Here is an 18296-nt window from a genome sequence, read left to right on the forward strand (position 1 = left end):
GCAATAGCTCTACCTTCACTAGGTAGCACATCATTATGCCTTGTTAAAAAATTACCTGATATATAGCGTGTTACTTGTACACTTGCACTAATTACATTTTCATTACCAGTGATCTGTCGAATAAAATTAAGGCAAACATCTGAATTCAGATAATTAAAAAGAGCTTTATATAAAGAAAACTCTGTATTTTTATTGATATTATGTCGCCCATAAAAAAAGCCAATTCCATTTGAAGCATCTTTATAGATTGTCCTTTGGAGTTCTCTTTTTTCTTCTGTAGTCATACTCCCTAATTCACGATCTGAAGATTGAATATATTTACCATCTATAGCAAAAGCATTTAGAAAACTCGTCTTATTTTCGATCGCTTCGTGCAAAAGTGATGCACTTTCATCTGTCCATACGTCTGAGAGCATGACCCTTTTATTTTTCATATACTCTTCTTGTATACTCTCCAGCTTTTCACTTATATTTTTTAACTCAACCATTTTTACCTCATAAAAAAAAGCCACTCTAGAGTGGCTTTAAATTAAATTAAATTAAATTATTAATAATGCATTAAAATTTAATAGTTGCTCGTAAATATACAAAGCGATCCATATTTACATCATACTCAGTAACTGAGAAGTTGTTTGTAGAGATAGCTATATCGTTATTGCTATATTCTGGTGATGGTTCTTTAGCGAATAAATTCTCAATACCTAGTGTTAACTTAGTATTATAAGCATCTAATGCGTAGCCTACTGAAACATCATGTACAAAGTAAGAACCGATCTCCGCTGCCATACCTGGGTAGTTTTCAGCACCATATAAAACATCGTAATAGTTCTGTAAACGATCTACATAACGAGTTTGCCAATGAGCGTCAAAATCACCCATCGACCAATCAACTGCAAATGTACCTTTATATTCAGGGTAACCAGCATCACCATACTGAATCCCAACTTGATCTTCACCATCAAATTCATTCGTCATCACATATGACAAGTCTAGTGACGTTTTAAAGCTACCGTATTCAGTATCAAATTTATAGGCTGTAAAGAAGTCAATACCTTCTACGTTGTATGAACCTGAATTTTGTAGGAAGTTACGTAAATCAACAACATTACCGTTTGCATCGCGATCAATATAATCACAAGACTGAGCATTATCGCCTGTTGAACATTCATTCAGAAGTCTTGAAGCACCATAACGACCGATTGAGTTTGTAACTTCAATATCATAATAATCGATTGTGAATTCTAAACCATCAACATAACTTGGGTTATAAACAATACCAAATGTTTTTGATTCTGACTCTTCCGGCTTAAGATCTGGCGATGATACATTTGTAATACGAATTTGAGTATTTGCTTGTGCATAACCATCTGGTACACCAGCACAACCTGGAAGGTTAGGAACTGCACCCTCAACTGAATTACATGGATCTGTTAGTGTTGGATATGAATCAGCATTACCTGCATATAAATCCGAAATTGAAGGAGCTCTATAACCTTCAGCCCATGTACCACGAAGTAAAATGTCGTCGATTGGACGGTATTCTACACCCACTTTAGCAGTAGAGTTGCTACCATATGCACTGTGATCTGAGAATCGAATTGCTGGTGAAATAGTTAAGCCTTCAAGAACAGGAATTGATAGCTCAACATATGCCTCGTCTAAGCGGAAACCACCAGAAGTAGCATCACGTTGGTTACCTGACGTTTCACCACTTTGCGTTAGTGGATCTGGAGTATCATAACCAGTCTCTTCACGACGCTCTAAACCGATAGCCATACCAACTACACCAGCTGGTAATTCAAATGCATCACCCGCAAAGTTTACTGTATAATCTTTTAGCTCTAAACCTTCACGCGATACGCTATCAAACGTTACGAAATCAACCATTTCCGGTGTAATTGAACCAGCACCACCAAATAAGTTAAGCGGTACACATGACGTTGATGCGTTACAGTTATCACCAAGTGCCTGATTAATACGCGTTAAATTTAATAGACCTGTTGTTAATACGTCTTGGCTATTTTTACCGTATATATATGATGCATCCCAAACCCAAGATGTATCGCCAACATTACCCTCTAAACCAACCATTGCGCGGTATGTTGTATCATTTTGTTTGTAAATACGATTACCCGCTTCTACAAATCGACGTTGACCTGCATAAGGTACATATCCGTCAACACCAGAACGTGCGCCATCACCATATAAAGTTTCACCGAAAGGGTTATAGATATTATTTGCATGAATATCTACTTTACTTGCAGATGCACCAAAAGACGCACCAATAGTAAGTGGCATTGCAGCTAATAACTGAGATGACTCACGGTTTGTCATCATGAAATCAGATACTACTCTAAGATCATCAGAAAGGTCATAAAAAGCTTGTACGTACATACTATTACGTACTTGTGGAGTCGACAAATAGTTTTCTGGTGCATAGTTATACACATCACCACTGCGATCTCTGAATGAATCAATGCCTACACCTGAACCAGCACCATTTGGAACTAAATCGAAGCCAGCATTAGATTTTCCAGCGTTATTTTCAGTATAACCTTGAGCTAGCAAATCATTTCGAAGTGAATCTGAAATAGCACTAGATGTTAAACGAAGACGGCCTTTTTCTGTTGTTGAACTGTTACCCATTGATGAGATATCACGATCACCAGCCCAAATTTCAGCTTGAGTAACGTGGCTAAGGTTCATCATCAAGCCACCTTTATCAGAGGTGGTACCAATTGTTAAATCAGCTGAATATTGACGGCCATCGTTATATTTTAAGTTTTCACCACCATAAACTGAAAGCTCTGCACCTTCAAAATCTTTACGTGTGATGATGTTCACAACACCAGCTATCGCATCTGAACCGTAAATAGCTGATGCGCCATCTTTAACAACTTCAACACGTTCAATTGATGCTGCTGGAATGGTATTTAAATCAACTGTTGAACCTAAAGATGATATCCAACGTTTGCCATTCACTAAAACCAATAGACGCTGTGCGCCTAGGTTACGCAAATCCATGTTAGTTGAACCATTACCGCCATTATTAAATGCAGTATTCAATGCAGCACCTGCGGCAGGGATTTGCTGTAAGATATTACCGATACTGATCTGGCCACTTGCAGCAATATCTGAACGGTCTAGTACAAGTACAGGACTAGCACTTTCTAAATCGGTTCGTTTAATACGAGAACCAGTAACTTGGATACGTTCTACTTTATCAACACCTTCTTCTTCTGCTGCGAATGAAGTTGCTGAAAATGCAGCTGTTGATGCTGCACCAAAAGCGATCGCTAAGCGAACTGCCTTTGAAACTTTATTATTTAACATTTGATTCTCCCTGGACCACTATATTGTGGGTTATTTTTATTTAGTTTTTGTAAACTATCGCAACACTTAATGTTGCAACTGCACAATGATAGTAAACAAAAAAAACCAAGATGCCAACATTTGTTCACATTAATTTAATTTAAATGTGGGGTAAAATCGATAACATACTGAAAAAAGGTACTAAAACGACTAAAATAGCAACAGTGATATTTAAAACACTTTCCTATGTATACTTTTTAGCAACAAAAACAGCTCAATAATACCCATATTTGGAACTATCTAAAGGAGTTGTAATTGTATTTTATTAGACGAGTTAAAATCTTTATTCAAGGGAAGCAGGATCATTTGTGCGATTGGTTTGAGTTGTTTTTCTACATAAATTGCATAGTCATATTTTTGACTTGTCTGGGTTTGCTGCATGTTTGCATAGAGCTCTGCACCAATATGGGTGTACACATATTCAACAATTTGGCCTTTATTAATGACAAACTCAGGGTGAGTTGCTTGGTATTTTTTGACAGCTTGGACTTGAGGAGGGATGTTTTTTTGATAATCAGCCAAGTGTTGGCCGAGTTTTTTTCTGTATACGAGTTTGTCGTCAAATTCCCCAGCATACAAACGCGTAATGTAACTTTCAATAATCGGTGTTAACATTTCAACAGTAAAACTGTCGCTGAATAAAGTTTCAAACAGTTTGGTTTGAAATTCATGCGCTAATTCTGTCCAGTCACTTCGCACGGTTTCCATGCCTTTGAAAATTAGCTCTTTTTTATCTTCGCATTGTACCTGGCCAACATAACGTTTTTTTGAGCCGGTGGTTTTGCCACGGATAGTCGGCATAAAGAATGGGCTATAAAGTGTTTCGAATTCTATTTCTAAATAACTTTGTGTCGCAAAGCGCTGTTTTATTGTTTGCTGCCATTTTTCATTAATAGTATTCGCTAATTGCTTGCCAATTTCTTTGCAGTTATCTGAATCAAGTTCATCTGGTAGGCTCACAAATGTTGAATCGGTGTCACCATAAATAACAGTATAACCAAGCTCTTCGATCCACAGTCTGCTAGTTTGCATTATTTCATGACCACGCAAAGTAATAGAGCTTGATAAGCGTGGATCGTAAAAACGACACCCCTTTGAACCTAACACCCCATATAAACTGTTCATGATGATTTTTATAGCTTGCGATAGCATGGGCTGAGCAGTGTTTTTTGCATGTTGCCTTGATGAGGCTAACTTTTTTATTAAATTAGGAAGGTGATGCTCAGTGCGAGAAAAAAAAGCGTCTTTAAAACCTGCAATCGCGTTATCAGGCTCCTCTAAGCCGCGAATTAACCCAAGCGGATCAATACAAAACGTTTGCATAATCGATGGATACAAGCTTTTAAAATCCAACACGATAACATTTTTATAAAGCCCAGGAATTGACTCCATCACAAAACCGCCAGGGCTTTCAAACGATAAGCCATGATCGCCTAGATTCGGTGCAACATAACCGCTTCGATGCAATAACGGTAAATATAAGTTAGTAAAAGCAGCCACTGAGCCACCCATTCGTTCTAACTCTAATCCTGTTAACTGCGTGCGAACAATAGCAAATTCAATGAGTTTTAACTTTGCAAATATACGATTAACTAACACACAATCTTGACGATTATACGCCGCTAGCGAGAGCTTATCTTCATTATATTGACGAATAATTTCACTCAAGCGGTTATCGCTTTGGATTAACTTTTTCTCGCCTAGTATTTTATGGCTCACATTAGCCAGTGAGAAACTATCAAAATGATAAGTAGCATTTTTTAGCGTATCTATGCCATCGATAACACAGCGCCCAGGCAGAGTTAAACGGGTAAAATGTCCTTCTCTGATCTGTAATTGACCATTACCTCGACCCAATAATAATTTAACGCCAAGGGCATCCGCGCGTCGATTAAGTACATTAAAATCAAATTCAATGACGTTCCAACCAATAATAATGTCAGGATCTGCTTGTTGTACCAGCTGTTGTAATTGAGTCAGCAAATCAATTTCATCATGGCACCAATGAATAGTCTGTTCACTCTGTTGTGGCTCGCCAACCATAATAACGCAATCAATCCCCTCACCTACTAAACCAACTGAAAACAACACGCCTTCACCACTGCACTCAATATCCAATGACAGCGTTTTAAAACGTGGTTTATACGAATCAGCTGCTTTTAGCTGGGCATTGTCGATTTGGATAAAGCCAGCTTGTTGAGTAACGTCGCCTGTCACCCACACCCCACCTCGAATAAAACGCTCCATTAAAAAGCGATCGCTGTGGCGTACATCACCTTCATATACTGTGATCTGGTTTTCTAGGGGTTGGTTTTCTAAAAGCTGCCTTGCTTGATATAACGCTTGTGAGCTTGAAAAATAGCAAGCGATGCATTGTTCGCCACTAAAGTGTTTAATCGCAACGTCTTTAAATTCGACATTGATATTGTGCTTTGATAACAACTGAGCAGCTAAAGCACGTTGTTTTATTAAAATAAAAAATACCGCTTGTTGATTTGGCACTAACACTTTTATTGGACCGTGATCAGAGCTTAGCCAATAGCACAGTGTGATCCCGCTATGGCGGCTATACTTATCAGCAGAATATTGTTGCCTAGAAAGTATAAAGCCTTGATAGATTGCTTGTGTCAATGTTCGATCCCAATTAATATACAGCACTGTGATTATATACATACTTTAGGTTATTAACCCATGCTTTCTGATGCATTAAAAACAACGATAAGAAAAATTCACAAGCATGTGGCCGATAACCTCAGTGATTATCGCCCTCGCAGTAGCCAAAATTACTTAGTAGCCGAAATTGCAAAAACACTGGCGGGCGAGTACCACAAAAAACAGCGGATCTGCGTTATTGAAGCTGGTACTGGTACGGGTAAATCGCTGGCTTATTGTTTAGGTGCATTACCGCTGGCGCTTGCACAAAAAAAGAAGTTAATTATTTCTACTGCAACAGTAGCTCTGCAAGAGCAATTAATAAGTAAAGAACTCCCCTTTTTTAAAAAATATTCAGGCCTTGATTTCAAGTTTGATTTAGTCAAAGGCCGCCAGCGCTACCTATGTGCACACAAGCTACATAATGCGGTTAATGGTGACAATCAAACACAAATGGACTTTATGCCCACCCTTACTTCGCCATTAAGTGCGATGGAAACTAAATGTTTGCAGCAACTCTATGATGCTTACACCAATAAAAAGTGGCAAGGCGATCGAGACAGCTGGGCAGATACTATCCCTGATCGCGTTTGGGGATTAATTGCTTGCGATAAACATGCTTGTCAAAGACAAATGAAAGCACATCAAACCTGCCCTTTTCAACTTGCTCGTCAACGCTTGATGCAAATGGATGTATTAGTGATTAACCATTCATTATTATTAGCTGATCTTGATTTAGGTGGCGGGAAAATTTTGCCCGAGCCAGATAATAGTATTTACGTTATTGATGAAGCTCATCATCTTGCTCATATTACGCGTGACTTTTCATCTGCCGCAGCGACGATTAAAGGCACCATTGATTGGCTTGATAAACTCACTAAATTTAGTGGCAAAATGGCCAAAGTATTAGTAGGTCAAAAAGCCATTGGGCAAAATTTTAAGCTCTGTGACAGTATTAATGATGCCAATAAAGACTTAAAAGTTGTTCGCGATATTTTGGATAATGCCGATTTTAACTATTCAAAAGACGATACATACCGATTTGAACATGGTGAAATACCTGAATCGTTACACGCTAAAGCCAAAGATATCAGCGAGGCGACCCTCGATGCTCTGCGCTGCTTAAATAAAATGCACGATACCTTAGTACAAGATGTCAGTGATGGTGATATCAAACCCTATGTTGCCGATCCTATTTTAGGCGAAAGCGGTCATTACATTAATCGTTTAGAGCAACTAAACAAACTTTGGTATAGCTACGCCACCAAGGGTGAAGGCACACCACATGCACGTTGGATAAAGCGTTTAGAATACAAAAACCATCACGACCATCTACTCAGCGATTGCCCTATTGAAGTTGGCTACTATTTAAAAGATAAACTGTGGCGACAATGTGCCGGTGCGGTTTTATGCTCAGCGACCCTGACTGCACTTGGTTCATTCGATCATTTTGCTTACGAAAGCGGTCTTACTAAAGAAGCAGGTGTAAAATACTTAAAAGTACCTTCTCCGTTTGATTATCCTAATCAAGCCACTTTGCACATACCAACATCACACATCGAGCCGACCGATAAAGAATTTAGTGATCATCTGGCCAAAGTATTGCCGGATCACTTAAATACGCAACATGCTAATTTAGTGTTGTTTGCGTCTTACTGGCAAATGGATCATGTAGTAAAAGCTTTGCGCGCTAAAAACCTCGACATTTTAGTACAAGGTGAAATGTCGCGTGAAGCACTGTTAAAGCAACATACAAAGAATATAGATGCGGGTAAAGGCAGTATTTTATTTGGCACACAAAGCTTATCCGAAGGACTCGACTTACCGGGTAAATACCTTGAGAACTTAGTGATCACTAAAATTCCATTCGCGGTACCCACCTCCCCCATTGAAGAGGCACAAGCAGAATTTGTACAAAGTAAAGGGGGTAATCCGTTTTTATCTATCACGGTGCCTGATGCGGCTAAGAAATTAGTGCAAAGCTGTGGTAGACTGCTGCGTAAAGAGAACGATCAAGGGCGCATTACAATCCTAGATCGCCGTTTAGTGACCAAGCGATATGGCAAAGCCATGCTTGACACATTACCACCCTTTAAAAGACAAATAGATTATTAATGTTTGAACTTGCACTAGACCCAACAACCTGGGCACTTCTTTGCGCAGTGGCACTTGCCGCAGGCTTTATAGACGCAATAGCCGGTGGTGGTGGCATGTTAACCGTGCCAGCACTTTTAACAGCAGGATTGCCGCCCCATTTAACACTTGGCACTAACAAATTAGCCGCTAGCTTTGGCTCACTCACCGCAAGTGTTACTTACTTCCGTAAGCAATTATTTAATCCTCAATTTTGGGCAGCGTCAATTATAGCAACCGCCATTGGTGCTTTACTTGGTACCCTTATTGTTGACTACCTGAGTATTGAATTTTTAAACAAACTACTGCCTATTGTTATCATTATGGTAGCCTGCTACAGCTTATTTGGCAGTTTAAGTACGGTAGAACATGATCAATTACCACCATTGAACAAAACAACTAAAATAAAACAATGGCTACAAGGCTTAAGCTTAGGCTTTTTTGATGGCTTGGCAGGCCCTGGGACCGGGACTTTTTGGACTGCATCAAATAGTTTACTCTACAAAATGAGTTTACTGCTAAACTGTGGTTTAGCCCGTTCAATGAATTTTGTGTCAAATTTTGTATCACTGATCACTTTTGTAGCGCTTGGTCATGTTAACTTTTTACTCGGCATCACAATGGGCTTCTTTTTGATGTTTGGAGCCTGGCTTGGAGCTCATTCAGCAATTCGGTTTGGCAGTAAGTTTATTCGTCCTGTTTTTAATACTGTGGTGATAATTTTAGCGTTAAAACTAATTTACGAGGCTTATTTATAAAATGCGAACAGCTTCTTTTGATAAGCTTTGCCAACAAGTTGCAACCTTAAAGCAGCATGCTGAGCAATTTGATAAAGCCAAGTTATTTGCTAAAAACCGCTATATGCAGGCACAACCCAGTTTATTTGACCGAGGTGTGTTTACTACTAAAAGCATGAAATTAGTTGATTATGTGTTAGAAATTGAAGATGAAGTTAATAGCCTTCCACCACTGGAGCGTCGCCATGCTCATAATTATGCTTTAGAGCGTATAGGTAATCAGGTGCAAGCCGTATTTAACGTCATTAAATCAACCCCTATTTGGGAAAAAGAAAACAAAAGCACTTACAAACCCCGTAGTAAAACCTATAATAAATCGGCACCTTACCAACAAGCTGTAAAACAAATTATGCAACCCGCCCATGAGCTATATGACGAACTCAAACAAAATCATGAGTTCGAGCGTCGCTTAGTGCTAATGGTTGAAGAATGTAAGCTAAGAATGCAAAATGTGGGTCCTGTAAAAGCAAAAGCCATTAATTTAGAGATCCTTGCTCTTCATGGCCGCCTTGGTCGCTGCCGTAAGGCAATATCTGCCACCGAAGAAAAAATTCAAATAGTTGAAAAACAACAATTACGCTAGCTATGACTGTTTTTTATCATCCACTATACTCTGCGCTTGAACTGCCTTTACGACATCGTTTTCCAATCGCTAAATATAAATTGCTAAAACAAGAAATTGCAGAGCTTGGTTTTACTGACTTTATTAGCCCAAATAAAGCGACTAATGAACAGCTCCAGCTTTGCCACAGCCATGAGTATGTTGAACGCTTTATTAGCGGGCAGTTAACTGACAAAGAAATAAAGAAAATGGGTTTCCCATGGTCAAATCAACTGGTAGAGCGCACTTTATTTTCTGTTGGTGCAAGTATTCAAGCCTCTGAATACGCTTTAAAAACGCAGCTGGCGGTAAATCTCAGCGGCGGATATCACCATGCTTATAATGCTTACGGCAGTGGTTTTTGTATTTTCAACGACCTCGCGGTTGCTGCCGCTCATCTCATTAACACTGAGCAAGCATCAACGGTGCTGATTTTTGATTGTGATGTACACCAAGGTGATGGCACAGCCGAAATTTGTGGCTCTCTTGATGGAGTGATTAGCTGTTCGATTCATTGTCAGCAAAACTTTCCACGTTTAAAGCAGCATTCTGATTATGATTTCTCACTCAACACTGGCTGCAGCGATAATGAATATTTAAAAACAGTCGCTAATGCCTTGGCTTTTTGTATCCGTCTTCATCAGCCTGATATTATTTTATATAACGCCGGAGCTGATATTTGTAGCCAAGACGAATTAGGCTATTTTGATGTTAGTTTAGAGGGTGTATATCAACGCGATTCGCTGGTTTTAGCAACCTGCAAACAGCACTCAATTCCTTTAATGTGCGCGCTCGGTGGCGGTTATCAGCGAGATACACAAAAGTTAGTTGAGGTTCATAAGCTGCTTTTTCAAGCGATTGTCGATTTATACCCGCACTTGGTATAAACTAAAAACAGCTTAATACTACCAAGGTAGATAACACAGTGCGATTACATGACGACATACACAATTACTATGAAAAAATTATGATTGAAGAAATCATTAAACGACAACTTGAAAAGCACTATAATGAAGACGTAATGGCTGATTTTTGCTGTACTGTATTAAACCAACTACCTGCCCGATACATTCGTTATGATGTGGATATGGAGTTTTACTTACCACAGGTCGAACGGATCCATATGGAGGAACGAGTAAATATTGCCATTGATGTAGCAATCAGCCAAATAGCGAAAAAAAAGGGCGGACATGAGTAAAGAGTTAACCCAAGCACCTACACACGTAAAATTAGCCGTAGACTTAATAATGCTGCTTGAACAACATGAAGTTGCCGCTGATGATGTGCTCAAAGCACTTGAAATAATCAAAAGCGATTATGAAAAAAAGCGCCTCAATACTAACATACAGCCAGCATAATTTTCTGGCTGTAGTACATTTGCATAATCGTATTATTCGTCTTTAAAAATTGCCACGTAGGTCGCTTGCGTATTCGATTTACTGGCCCGATACATACCACTAGTATTAAACGGTAAACTGATATTACCTTTACCATCAACGATGATCACTCCTCCAGTACCACCAATGGGCTTTAGCACACTATTAATCACTTCATCACCCGCTTGTGTAATAGTCTTACTTTGATATTTAACTCGTGCGCAAATATCAGCCGCGACGTTATAACGAATGAAATACTCGCCGTGGCCAGTGGCAGATACCGCACATGACGCATTTTCAGCAAATGTACCTGCACCAATTACAGGGGCATCACCAATGCGACCAAAACGCTTTGCAGTCATCCCACCCGTTGAAGTACCTGCCGCCAAGTTACCATTTTTATCAAGTGCAACAGCACCCACAGTGCCCATTTTATAATTGACGGGTAACGCCTGATGCGCAGCTTGATAATCTTTACTGGTAGCTTTGGCTTTATCTAGTTTTTCTTTTGCTTTTAATAACGCTTTATAACGGTTATCCGTATCAAATAAGTTATTTTCGACCAATGGAACGCCCTGCTCTTTGGCAAACTCTTCAGCACCTTGACCACTGAGCATCACATGAACCGATTCTTCCATCACCAAGCGCGCTAAATTAATCGGGTTTTCAATATGTTTAACACCCGCAACAGCGCCCGCTTGACGATCACGACCATCCATAATTGACGCATCTAATTCATGGCCGCCGTCATAGGTATATACCGCACCTCGACCGGCATTAAAGTATGGCGAGTTTTCTAATACATTGATTGCAGCGGTTACTGCATCTAGGCTTTCGCCACCTTGCTCAAGTACTTTATAGCCAGTTTCTACCGCCTCTTTGAGTTTAGAGCGATAAGCTTGTTCTTGCTCTGGAGTAAAACGGCTTTTTTCAATCGTGCCCGCCCCACCGTGAATAGCGATAGCCAAAGGTGTACTAGCGCTTATGGCTAATGGGCTAAACGTTATACAGCACGCACTAACTAAAGCGCTAAAAAGTGACTTGTTCATACAGGTAGCTTGTGTTGGAAATAAGTATAACCAATGTGAATAAATTGGCGCTAAATTACAACCCTAACCAGATAAAAGACATAAAAAAAGCGCCCAAAGGCGCTTTTTAATATTTCGTTTAAATTACGCTTGTTGCGCTTTCAAACGAGCTAAACGTGCTACTTGATGCGTAGACGTTAAGAAAGAGAAAATAGGCGCTAAATAACCACGCTTACGAAGCTCTAAAAAGTCTTCGTCGCTTAACTCGTTAAGCTTTTTCTCATCAATAAGGTAAATACCATTGATGTCTTTTTTCTCGCCTTTAATATCAACTGTTAGTGTTTGCGCTACTAAAAGCTCTTTATCAGCAAGATATTTTGTGAATGCTTCAGTTACATGAGAAAACTCAATAAATGATACAAGTGCTTCTTTACGACGTTTTAAGTAATCTGTCTCTTCACCGTTTTCAAATAATGCATTTCCTTCAGTTTCACCCACTAATGGGCTTGCTTCGTCAATCACAATACCGTATTGATCTTCTTGTGGGTGTTTAACTAGACCCAGTGGGTAGCGTGTTGTTGCCATAGGAGCAAACGCTGCAGTCCACTTACCGTCTTTTACAAAAAGGTTTTCGCCAGGCTCTAAACCAAACATAGCTACAGCTTGAAATTGACCAGTCTCGTTATTTTTTACGAAAGACATTGGAAACTCATTTGCTACACGCGCGAACTCATGTGCAACGACAGGCACTAAGTGTTGAGTTTTTAAAAATTCTACATTGATGCCGTTTTGAATTTTAGTGTTGGCATGCTTTTCATTGTGTAAAGGCTGTACTTGTTGCTCCGCCATGTTACTGCTCCGTTATTAATAAGTTTATATTTTTGCTGTTAGTACCCTAAGGCTAAAGGTTTTGCCACAAAAATGGAAGTGAAAATTTTGTGTCAATTTGCATGTTACCAAGTAAAATAAGCCTCTCAAACAGTTGCATACAGATAAAAAGTTTATCGTTGTTTTATAGCTTCCTAAAAAGTATATGGCTGGTAATAACCATTTTTAAAAAAGCTATGAATTAATTAGTTGACGTTGAGTACTATTAGCTAAATTCCTTAATACTGCTCTCTGTATAGCTTTTTCTTAAATCAATTATATTTTATTCATAAAAAATAAAATTACTGTTAATTTTAATTTTAATTTTTCGTTATATTAAGTATTTGCAGATAAATCTATAACACGTTGAAATTGACCAAGTGAAACAAGGTGTGAATATATCGCCTCTAGCATCCCTTGTTTTTGCAAAGATAATAAAGACTCATCATCTAGAGATTTTAATAAATCCCTATCAACAGAATAAAGGCCTGAAATTTGCTTTTTTTGACCATCACCTAAATCAAATTTAAAAGAACATTCAGTGAGTAGCCCAAGTTCTACCAGTCGACTAGTGAACTGTGTTGATAACTCCTCTTGTCGAGCAAGTTCTTTTAGTTCAACTTGCTTATAAATCAAATAGTCAGAAGGTTCTCCTACATTGTCAAATAGTGCTTCACCATTCTTTTCTGTATTTAATGCAGCGGTTTCAACAGCAAGAAAAACTTGACCTTCAGGCGTTTTAGCTAGCGTGAATGGTTGTTTTTTAACATGTTGAGGCACGTACATTGCATTGAAATGACCATCGTTGTAAAAAACATTTCGACCCGATTCAAGCCCTAAAATAGCAACCATTTTAAATGGGTTCTCATCGCTTGATTTCATAAAGCATACAGGAAAATTGAGTGCTACTTTTGCAATTTCAATAGGGGTGATAGGAACAACATGCTGATCCTTTATATGTGAAAAATTAGCATCAACTTTTACATACTGCCCTTTGTGTTTTTCCACGTTAAAAACTTCAAATTTATCTGACATTAAACACCTATTAATATATTATTATTTACTTAAAAATAGCACGTATAAGAGGTAATTTAAAGTATGCAAATAGATAGATTAAGTATTAATAACATAAAAAATATACAAGAATTTTTGTGCAATTTAAATGAGCCAATTATAATAACAGATTTATTTTCTAATTGGCCAAGTGTTACACTTGCAAAACAATCACCTTTAGCACTTCTTAGAAGCCTTGTTACTCAAGCATCTACTGAATTAGTGGATACTTTAATTATTGACAAGAAGTATAAAGGCCTAATTGGTTATACTGATAATAAATTTAAAAATTACACTTTCGAAAAACACAATGCACCACTTATTTCTGTACTTAAAAAATTAATAATTAATTTTAATAATCAAGGTTCAGATACTATTGCAGTGCAAAGTGCACTAATAAATGAATGTTTACCTGATTTTTGTATTAAGAACTCTGCACCTAAATTTTTAGCTAACGTTCCTCCTCGTATCTGGCTAGGCAATGCTGCTACGGTTCCTGGACATTATGACACTGAACATAATATAGCCCTAAACCTCTGTGGTAAAAGAACTTTTTATTTGTTACCCGCAAATGAAATAAAAAATCTTTACGTAGCACCCATTGATAGAACTGTGGCTGGCCCTGCAATCAGCTTAGTGGATTTTGAAAACCCTGATTTTGAAAAGTATCCAAAGTTTAAAGCCACAAAGGAGAAAGTGTTAACTGCAAGTTTAGAGATCGGTGAAGCTCTCTATATACCTCCACTTTGGTGGCATAATGTAAAAGCCATTGATCCTGTTAATATACTAGTAAATTATTGGTGGGATCCGACATCTACAAAATCGGATTTAGGATTAGAGGCAACAGATAGTTTATTACATAGTATATTAACACTTCGTAATTTACCTGAATCACAGAGACTTGCTTGGCAAGCTATTTTTTCTCATTATGTATTTGAGAAAACAGATGAATTTAAAAATAAAAGTAATGAATATCACGGTATTCTTTCAAACTCTCATGAAAGTCTAAAGTCAGTTGCAAGTGCATTAAAAGAAAGAATGAAATAGTAAAAATAAAAATGCCGCTATACAGCGGCATTTTTTTACACTCTGTTCAATTAGAATCGGAAGTTTGCACCTAGTACGAATCTACGACCATTTTGGTAGATAGATAGTACACGATCTTCACTAGTGTTGAACTCAACAACTTTTTCATCAGTTAAGTTTATAGCTTCTAATACAACCGAAATATTTTCAGTTACATTATAAGTAGTACTAAAATCTAACTGACCGTAGTCATCATTCCACAATTCTGTACCTGATGAATGAAGTCCTTTGTACCATTTAGTACGATAGTTATACATTGCACGAACAGAAAACATATCATTTTCATAAAATGCAGAAGCGTTTAACATATTTTCTGATGCGCCCATAACTAAACCTGAACCAGGATTTACTACATCACGTTCGCCATCATTATTTGCATCTGTGTATGTATAGTTAGCAGACACACCAAAACCATTACCTAAATCATACTGAAGTGATGCTTCTAAACCTGTTGTAGTACCACCTTCACCATTTGCAGGACGAGAAACTGTTGCTGTAACCCAGCTAGAAGTTTGCTGATCATAAAAATCTTGTGAAGATGTAGCTGTAGTTTGATAACTTTCAATATCTTTATAGAATAACGTTACAGCGAATAATGACGCATCATCAAAATAGAACTCCCAAGCGGCATCAAACTGATTTGCTATTTGTGGAGCTAGATTAGGATTACCGGCTTGTGCTGTAGGGTTGGTTTCACCTAAATCACCAGGCGCTGTAATTGGTGATATATCAAAGAAGTTAGGACGAGCCATTGTTCTAGCAGCAGAAAGGCGGACAATTTGGTCTTCGGCTAAGTCATATGACAAGTTAAAGTTAGGTAAAATCTCTGTATAGCTGCGAGATTCAGTAACCCATTCTAGTGTCGCAGGTGCTAAATCTGCATTTTCACCTGGATTTTTAACTGTTAATAGACTAAAAGAGTCTGAAGAGTATAAGTAACCTGAAGAGTCTTGATCTGTTCTCGCTACACGAATACCGATATTACCGCGGTAATCATCGCCAGAAAAATCACCTTGTACATAATAAGATGTTTTCTTTTCAACTACCTCAAATATCTCGCCTAAATTTTTATGTACAGCATAAGATGCATTTGGACCTAAGCCAAGTTCTATCATTTGAGCGCTGTTATGGGTTAATTGTTGAGTGATATCACCGTTAACAACATCGGCACCAACGCTATCAGTACCTACCGCAAGATCACATTTAGCTAAGGTATCACATTGCGAAGACAAAATCTGGGCCATGTAATTAGGGCTTGTACCATCAGTTGCAACACCCCAATGCCAGCTATATGCATTTCTGTCTTGTGTACGTTTTTGATCGCGATATTTCACACCAAATTTAACAGCTGTGAATGCACCTAACTCTACAGGAACATCAAAGTCTACTTGTCCATATGACTCATCATCAGTTGTTGGTTTATTTCCACCCCAAATCCAACCACCATTAAATTTAGAAGGATCAGTACCATCAACCCCAGCATTTACTGTAGGTGTAGAGCCTGTTAGATCGAAGTTATAGTCACCTTGTCCACCATATTCCCATGATGTTTCATTTAAAGTACCACCTTCAGCTGCAGTAGTACCTAACTCAACATTCATAGAGAAAGAATCAGTTGCAAAGTCAACATCTAGGTGAATTGAGTTTGTATCTGTTTTTGAAATACGGTTGATGTGGTTCCAGCGAACATCGGTACCACCAGTGCCTTTTACTGCATTACTGCCTACGTATGTTAAGTCAGCCCCTGCGCCAGGATTCATAAGTAAGAAATTAGAGTTAGTGTTATTAACATCCATTTTCGAATCTAAGATGTTTAATGTTGCGCTAAAATCATCAGAAGGTGCAAACTGAATTGAACTGAAGAAAGTTGTTCTTTCACGATCTTGACGGAAAACAGGAACGCCCATAGTACGTGGAGTATAAGTACCGTCTGCTGAATTTGCATCCCAACCTAGTACTTCAAAACCTTCACGACGAACTGTACGGTCAGATTTTGAACCTGAGATCAAAATACCAAACTTTTCGTCTTCGTTTTTCCAAGAATAAAAGCCTTCAACTAATGGATCATGTTCTTCTGATGATTCTGAGTACTGGCTCTGTAACGTGATATGAGTAGTGCCAGAATCTAAATCGAGTGGTTTACGAGTTCTTAAAATAACAGTACCACCAATTGAACCTTCATCTAAGCGGGCTTCTGGTGATTTGTATACTTCAAGGCTACTTACAAGTGAAGAAGGTAGCATAGTGAAGTTGAAACTACGAGATGGGTTGTCAAGTATAAACCAATCTGCTGTACCTACGTTTTGACCATTTAATAAAGTACGGTTTTTAGTCGGATCTGAACCACGAACAGTAATTTTTTCACCTTCACCAAACTCACGGCTAACACCAACACCTGTAATACGTGAAAGTGATTCAGCAACGTTTTTATCTGGGAATTTACCAATATCTTCTGCAGTAATGGAGTCGACAACAGCATTTGCAAAACGCTTATTGTTAATATCAGCTTTAGCTGAAGCGCGAATACCACGTACCTCAATGACTTCTACGTCTTCTTGAACTTTTACTTCATCAGCTGCGAATGCAGCACCAGTGAATCCGGCACTCATTACAAGACCGATATTTACTGCTAATAAGCTTTTTTTAAAATTTTTAGCTAACACAGGATTCCCCTTGAATCATTTTGTTGGTTTTATTTATCACTTCTGCCCAGTGATGATGACAGCGTTGTCATCTAGTAACAAACCATACACTCTAAATTACATTTGTGCTACATCTTTTTAGCCGTTTTGTGCAAAAAAATAGCTATAAAAATACTAACCAATTGAATATTAATAGATTAAAAAAATAGAGTTTATAAATTGTTACAGTTTTACGGCGGGAATATAGCATGGTTAAGTTCAAAAAGAGAAAACCAAATGCACTGTTTTAGGTAATTTTATGATTTTAGATAAGTCTTAGTGTAAAAAAAACGTTCCACTTCAACTATACAGAAATGACATTTCGCTTATTTGCTGATAAAGATATAACTTTAGCTGGATGAACAAAAACACATCTTTTCACATTAATATTGCAGAAAAATTAGGGCAAATAATTTATCAAGGGGAATTTATTAATAGTTATCAATATCAATGACAGCGTTGTCATTTTGTATTTTAAAGAGTTACGCTATTAATGTCTACCTTTATTTTCCCCCATAGCCTACCCTTTTCATTGAAAATTTTAGAGAGCTATAGGAACCGTGAAAATTACTCATATAATTGTTCTATATGGATAATTTTTAATGTAGTTAGTGAAGTTTTTTAAACCACTAAGATGCTCATGTTTTTAA

The 18296-nt window shown here is 38.0% G+C and carries 14 protein-coding genes; 7 read left to right on the top strand and 7 right to left on the bottom strand.

The features are described from left to right. From H5182_RS12895 to H5182_RS12905, 3 genes are all read right to left on the bottom strand, one after another. Nucleotides 1-488: proline hydroxylase (locus H5182_RS12895; RefSeq protein ID WP_182760142.1), on the bottom strand; the 488-nt coding region annotated here is incomplete at its 3' end. Between the two features lie 70 nt (nucleotides 489-558). Then, a complete protein-coding gene (locus tag H5182_RS12900) occupies nucleotides 559-3333 on the bottom strand; it encodes a TonB-dependent siderophore receptor (protein WP_182732449.1) in 2775 nt (924 codons plus the stop codon). 279 nt (nucleotides 3334-3612) lie between these two features. Beyond that, complete coding sequence (locus H5182_RS12905; protein ID WP_182760143.1) at nucleotides 3613-6003, bottom strand: DNA polymerase II; 2391 nt, start codon at nucleotides 6001-6003, stop codon at nucleotides 3613-3615. Between the two features lie 60 nt (nucleotides 6004-6063). Between H5182_RS12905 and dinG the strand changes: the two genes are divergently transcribed. The 6 genes from dinG to H5182_RS12935 are packed head-to-tail and all read left to right on the top strand — an operon-like array spanning nucleotide 6064 to nucleotide 10913. Further along, nucleotides 6064-8139, top strand: a complete 2076-nt coding sequence (dinG, locus tag H5182_RS12910) for an ATP-dependent DNA helicase DinG (protein WP_182760144.1) — start codon at nucleotides 6064-6066, stop codon at nucleotides 8137-8139. Next, nucleotides 8139-8915: a TSUP family transporter gene (locus tag H5182_RS12915; RefSeq protein ID WP_182718406.1), complete on the top strand. Its 777-nt coding sequence runs from the start codon at nucleotides 8139-8141 to the stop codon at nucleotides 8913-8915. The genes dinG and H5182_RS12915 overlap by 1 nt, the downstream gene beginning before the upstream one ends. A gap of 1 nt (nucleotide 8916) precedes the next feature. Continuing rightward, on the top strand, nucleotides 8917-9537 hold the full coding sequence (locus H5182_RS12920) for a primosomal replication protein (protein WP_182718407.1): 621 nt from the start codon (nucleotides 8917-8919) through the stop codon (nucleotides 9535-9537). Between the two features lie 2 nt (nucleotides 9538-9539). Beyond that, a complete protein-coding gene (locus tag H5182_RS12925) occupies nucleotides 9540-10442 on the top strand; it encodes a histone deacetylase (RefSeq protein ID WP_182760145.1) in 903 nt (300 codons plus the stop codon). A gap of 38 nt (nucleotides 10443-10480) precedes the next feature. Further along, entirely contained in the window at nucleotides 10481-10753 is a 273-nt protein-coding gene (locus H5182_RS12930) for a late competence development ComFB family protein (RefSeq protein WP_145240967.1), read from the top strand. Next, complete coding sequence (locus tag H5182_RS12935; RefSeq protein ID WP_145240969.1) at nucleotides 10746-10913, top strand: DUF2496 domain-containing protein; 168 nt, start codon at nucleotides 10746-10748, stop codon at nucleotides 10911-10913. The genes H5182_RS12930 and H5182_RS12935 overlap by 8 nt, the downstream gene beginning before the upstream one ends. A 32-nt stretch (nucleotides 10914-10945) precedes the next feature. On the opposite strand, the gene H5182_RS12940 is transcribed toward H5182_RS12935, so the two are convergent. The 3 genes from H5182_RS12940 to H5182_RS12950 all read right to left on the bottom strand — a co-directional run bounded on the left by H5182_RS12940 (nucleotide 10946) and on the right by H5182_RS12950 (nucleotide 13861). Next, a complete protein-coding gene (locus H5182_RS12940) occupies nucleotides 10946-11980 on the bottom strand; it encodes an isoaspartyl peptidase/L-asparaginase family protein (protein ID WP_182760146.1) in 1035 nt (344 codons plus the stop codon). Between the two features lie 123 nt (nucleotides 11981-12103). Beyond that, nucleotides 12104-12808 (bottom strand): SapC family protein, encoded by a 705-nt coding sequence (locus tag H5182_RS12945; RefSeq protein ID WP_145240973.1) that lies wholly within the window; start codon nucleotides 12806-12808, stop codon nucleotides 12104-12106. 354 nt (nucleotides 12809-13162) lie between these two features. Next, entirely contained in the window at nucleotides 13163-13861 is a 699-nt protein-coding gene (locus H5182_RS12950; protein ID WP_182760147.1) for a SapC family protein, read from the bottom strand. Between the two features lie 63 nt (nucleotides 13862-13924). On the opposite strand from H5182_RS12950, the gene H5182_RS12955 reads away from it, so the two are divergent. Beyond that, nucleotides 13925-14926, top strand: coding sequence for a cupin-like domain-containing protein (locus H5182_RS12955; protein WP_145240977.1), 1002 nt, complete (start codon nucleotides 13925-13927; stop codon nucleotides 14924-14926). Nucleotides 14927-14976: 50 nt separating this feature from the next. Here H5182_RS12955 and H5182_RS12960 read toward each other — a convergent pair whose 3' ends face one another. Then, on the bottom strand, nucleotides 14977-17628 hold the full coding sequence (locus H5182_RS12960; RefSeq protein ID WP_182760148.1) for a TonB-dependent receptor: 2652 nt from the start codon (nucleotides 17626-17628) through the stop codon (nucleotides 14977-14979). Nucleotides 17629-18296: the final 668 nt, after the last annotated feature.

Source organism: Pseudoalteromonas sp. SG44-17 (assembly GCF_014164235.1).
GTDB lineage: Bacteria > Pseudomonadota > Gammaproteobacteria > Enterobacterales > Alteromonadaceae > Pseudoalteromonas > Pseudoalteromonas rhizosphaerae.

Excerpts from the sequence above, each read along its gene's own strand:
- H5182_RS12900 (WP_182732449.1), bottom strand. The coding sequence starts at position 3,333 with ATGTTAAATAATAAAGTTTCAAAGGCAGTTCGCTTAGCGATCGCTTTT.
- dinG (WP_182760144.1), top strand. The coding sequence starts at position 6,064 with ATGCTTTCTGATGCATTAAAAACAACGATAAGAAAAATTCACAAGCAT.
- H5182_RS12915 (WP_182718406.1), top strand. The coding sequence starts at position 8,139 with ATGTTTGAACTTGCACTAGACCCAACAACCTGGGCACTTCTTTGCGCA.
- H5182_RS12920 (WP_182718407.1), top strand. The coding sequence starts at position 8,917 with ATGCGAACAGCTTCTTTTGATAAGCTTTGCCAACAAGTTGCAACCTTA.
- H5182_RS12925 (WP_182760145.1), top strand. The coding sequence starts at position 9,540 with ATGACTGTTTTTTATCATCCACTATACTCTGCGCTTGAACTGCCTTTA.
- H5182_RS12935 (WP_145240969.1), top strand. The coding sequence starts at position 10,746 with ATGAGTAAAGAGTTAACCCAAGCACCTACACACGTAAAATTAGCCGTA.
- H5182_RS12940 (WP_182760146.1), bottom strand. The coding sequence starts at position 11,980 with ATGAACAAGTCACTTTTTAGCGCTTTAGTTAGTGCGTGCTGTATAACG.
- H5182_RS12945 (WP_145240973.1), bottom strand. The coding sequence starts at position 12,808 with ATGGCGGAGCAACAAGTACAGCCTTTACACAATGAAAAGCATGCCAAC.
- H5182_RS12950 (WP_182760147.1), bottom strand. The coding sequence starts at position 13,861 with ATGTCAGATAAATTTGAAGTTTTTAACGTGGAAAAACACAAAGGGCAG.
- H5182_RS12955 (WP_145240977.1), top strand. The coding sequence starts at position 13,925 with ATGCAAATAGATAGATTAAGTATTAATAACATAAAAAATATACAAGAA.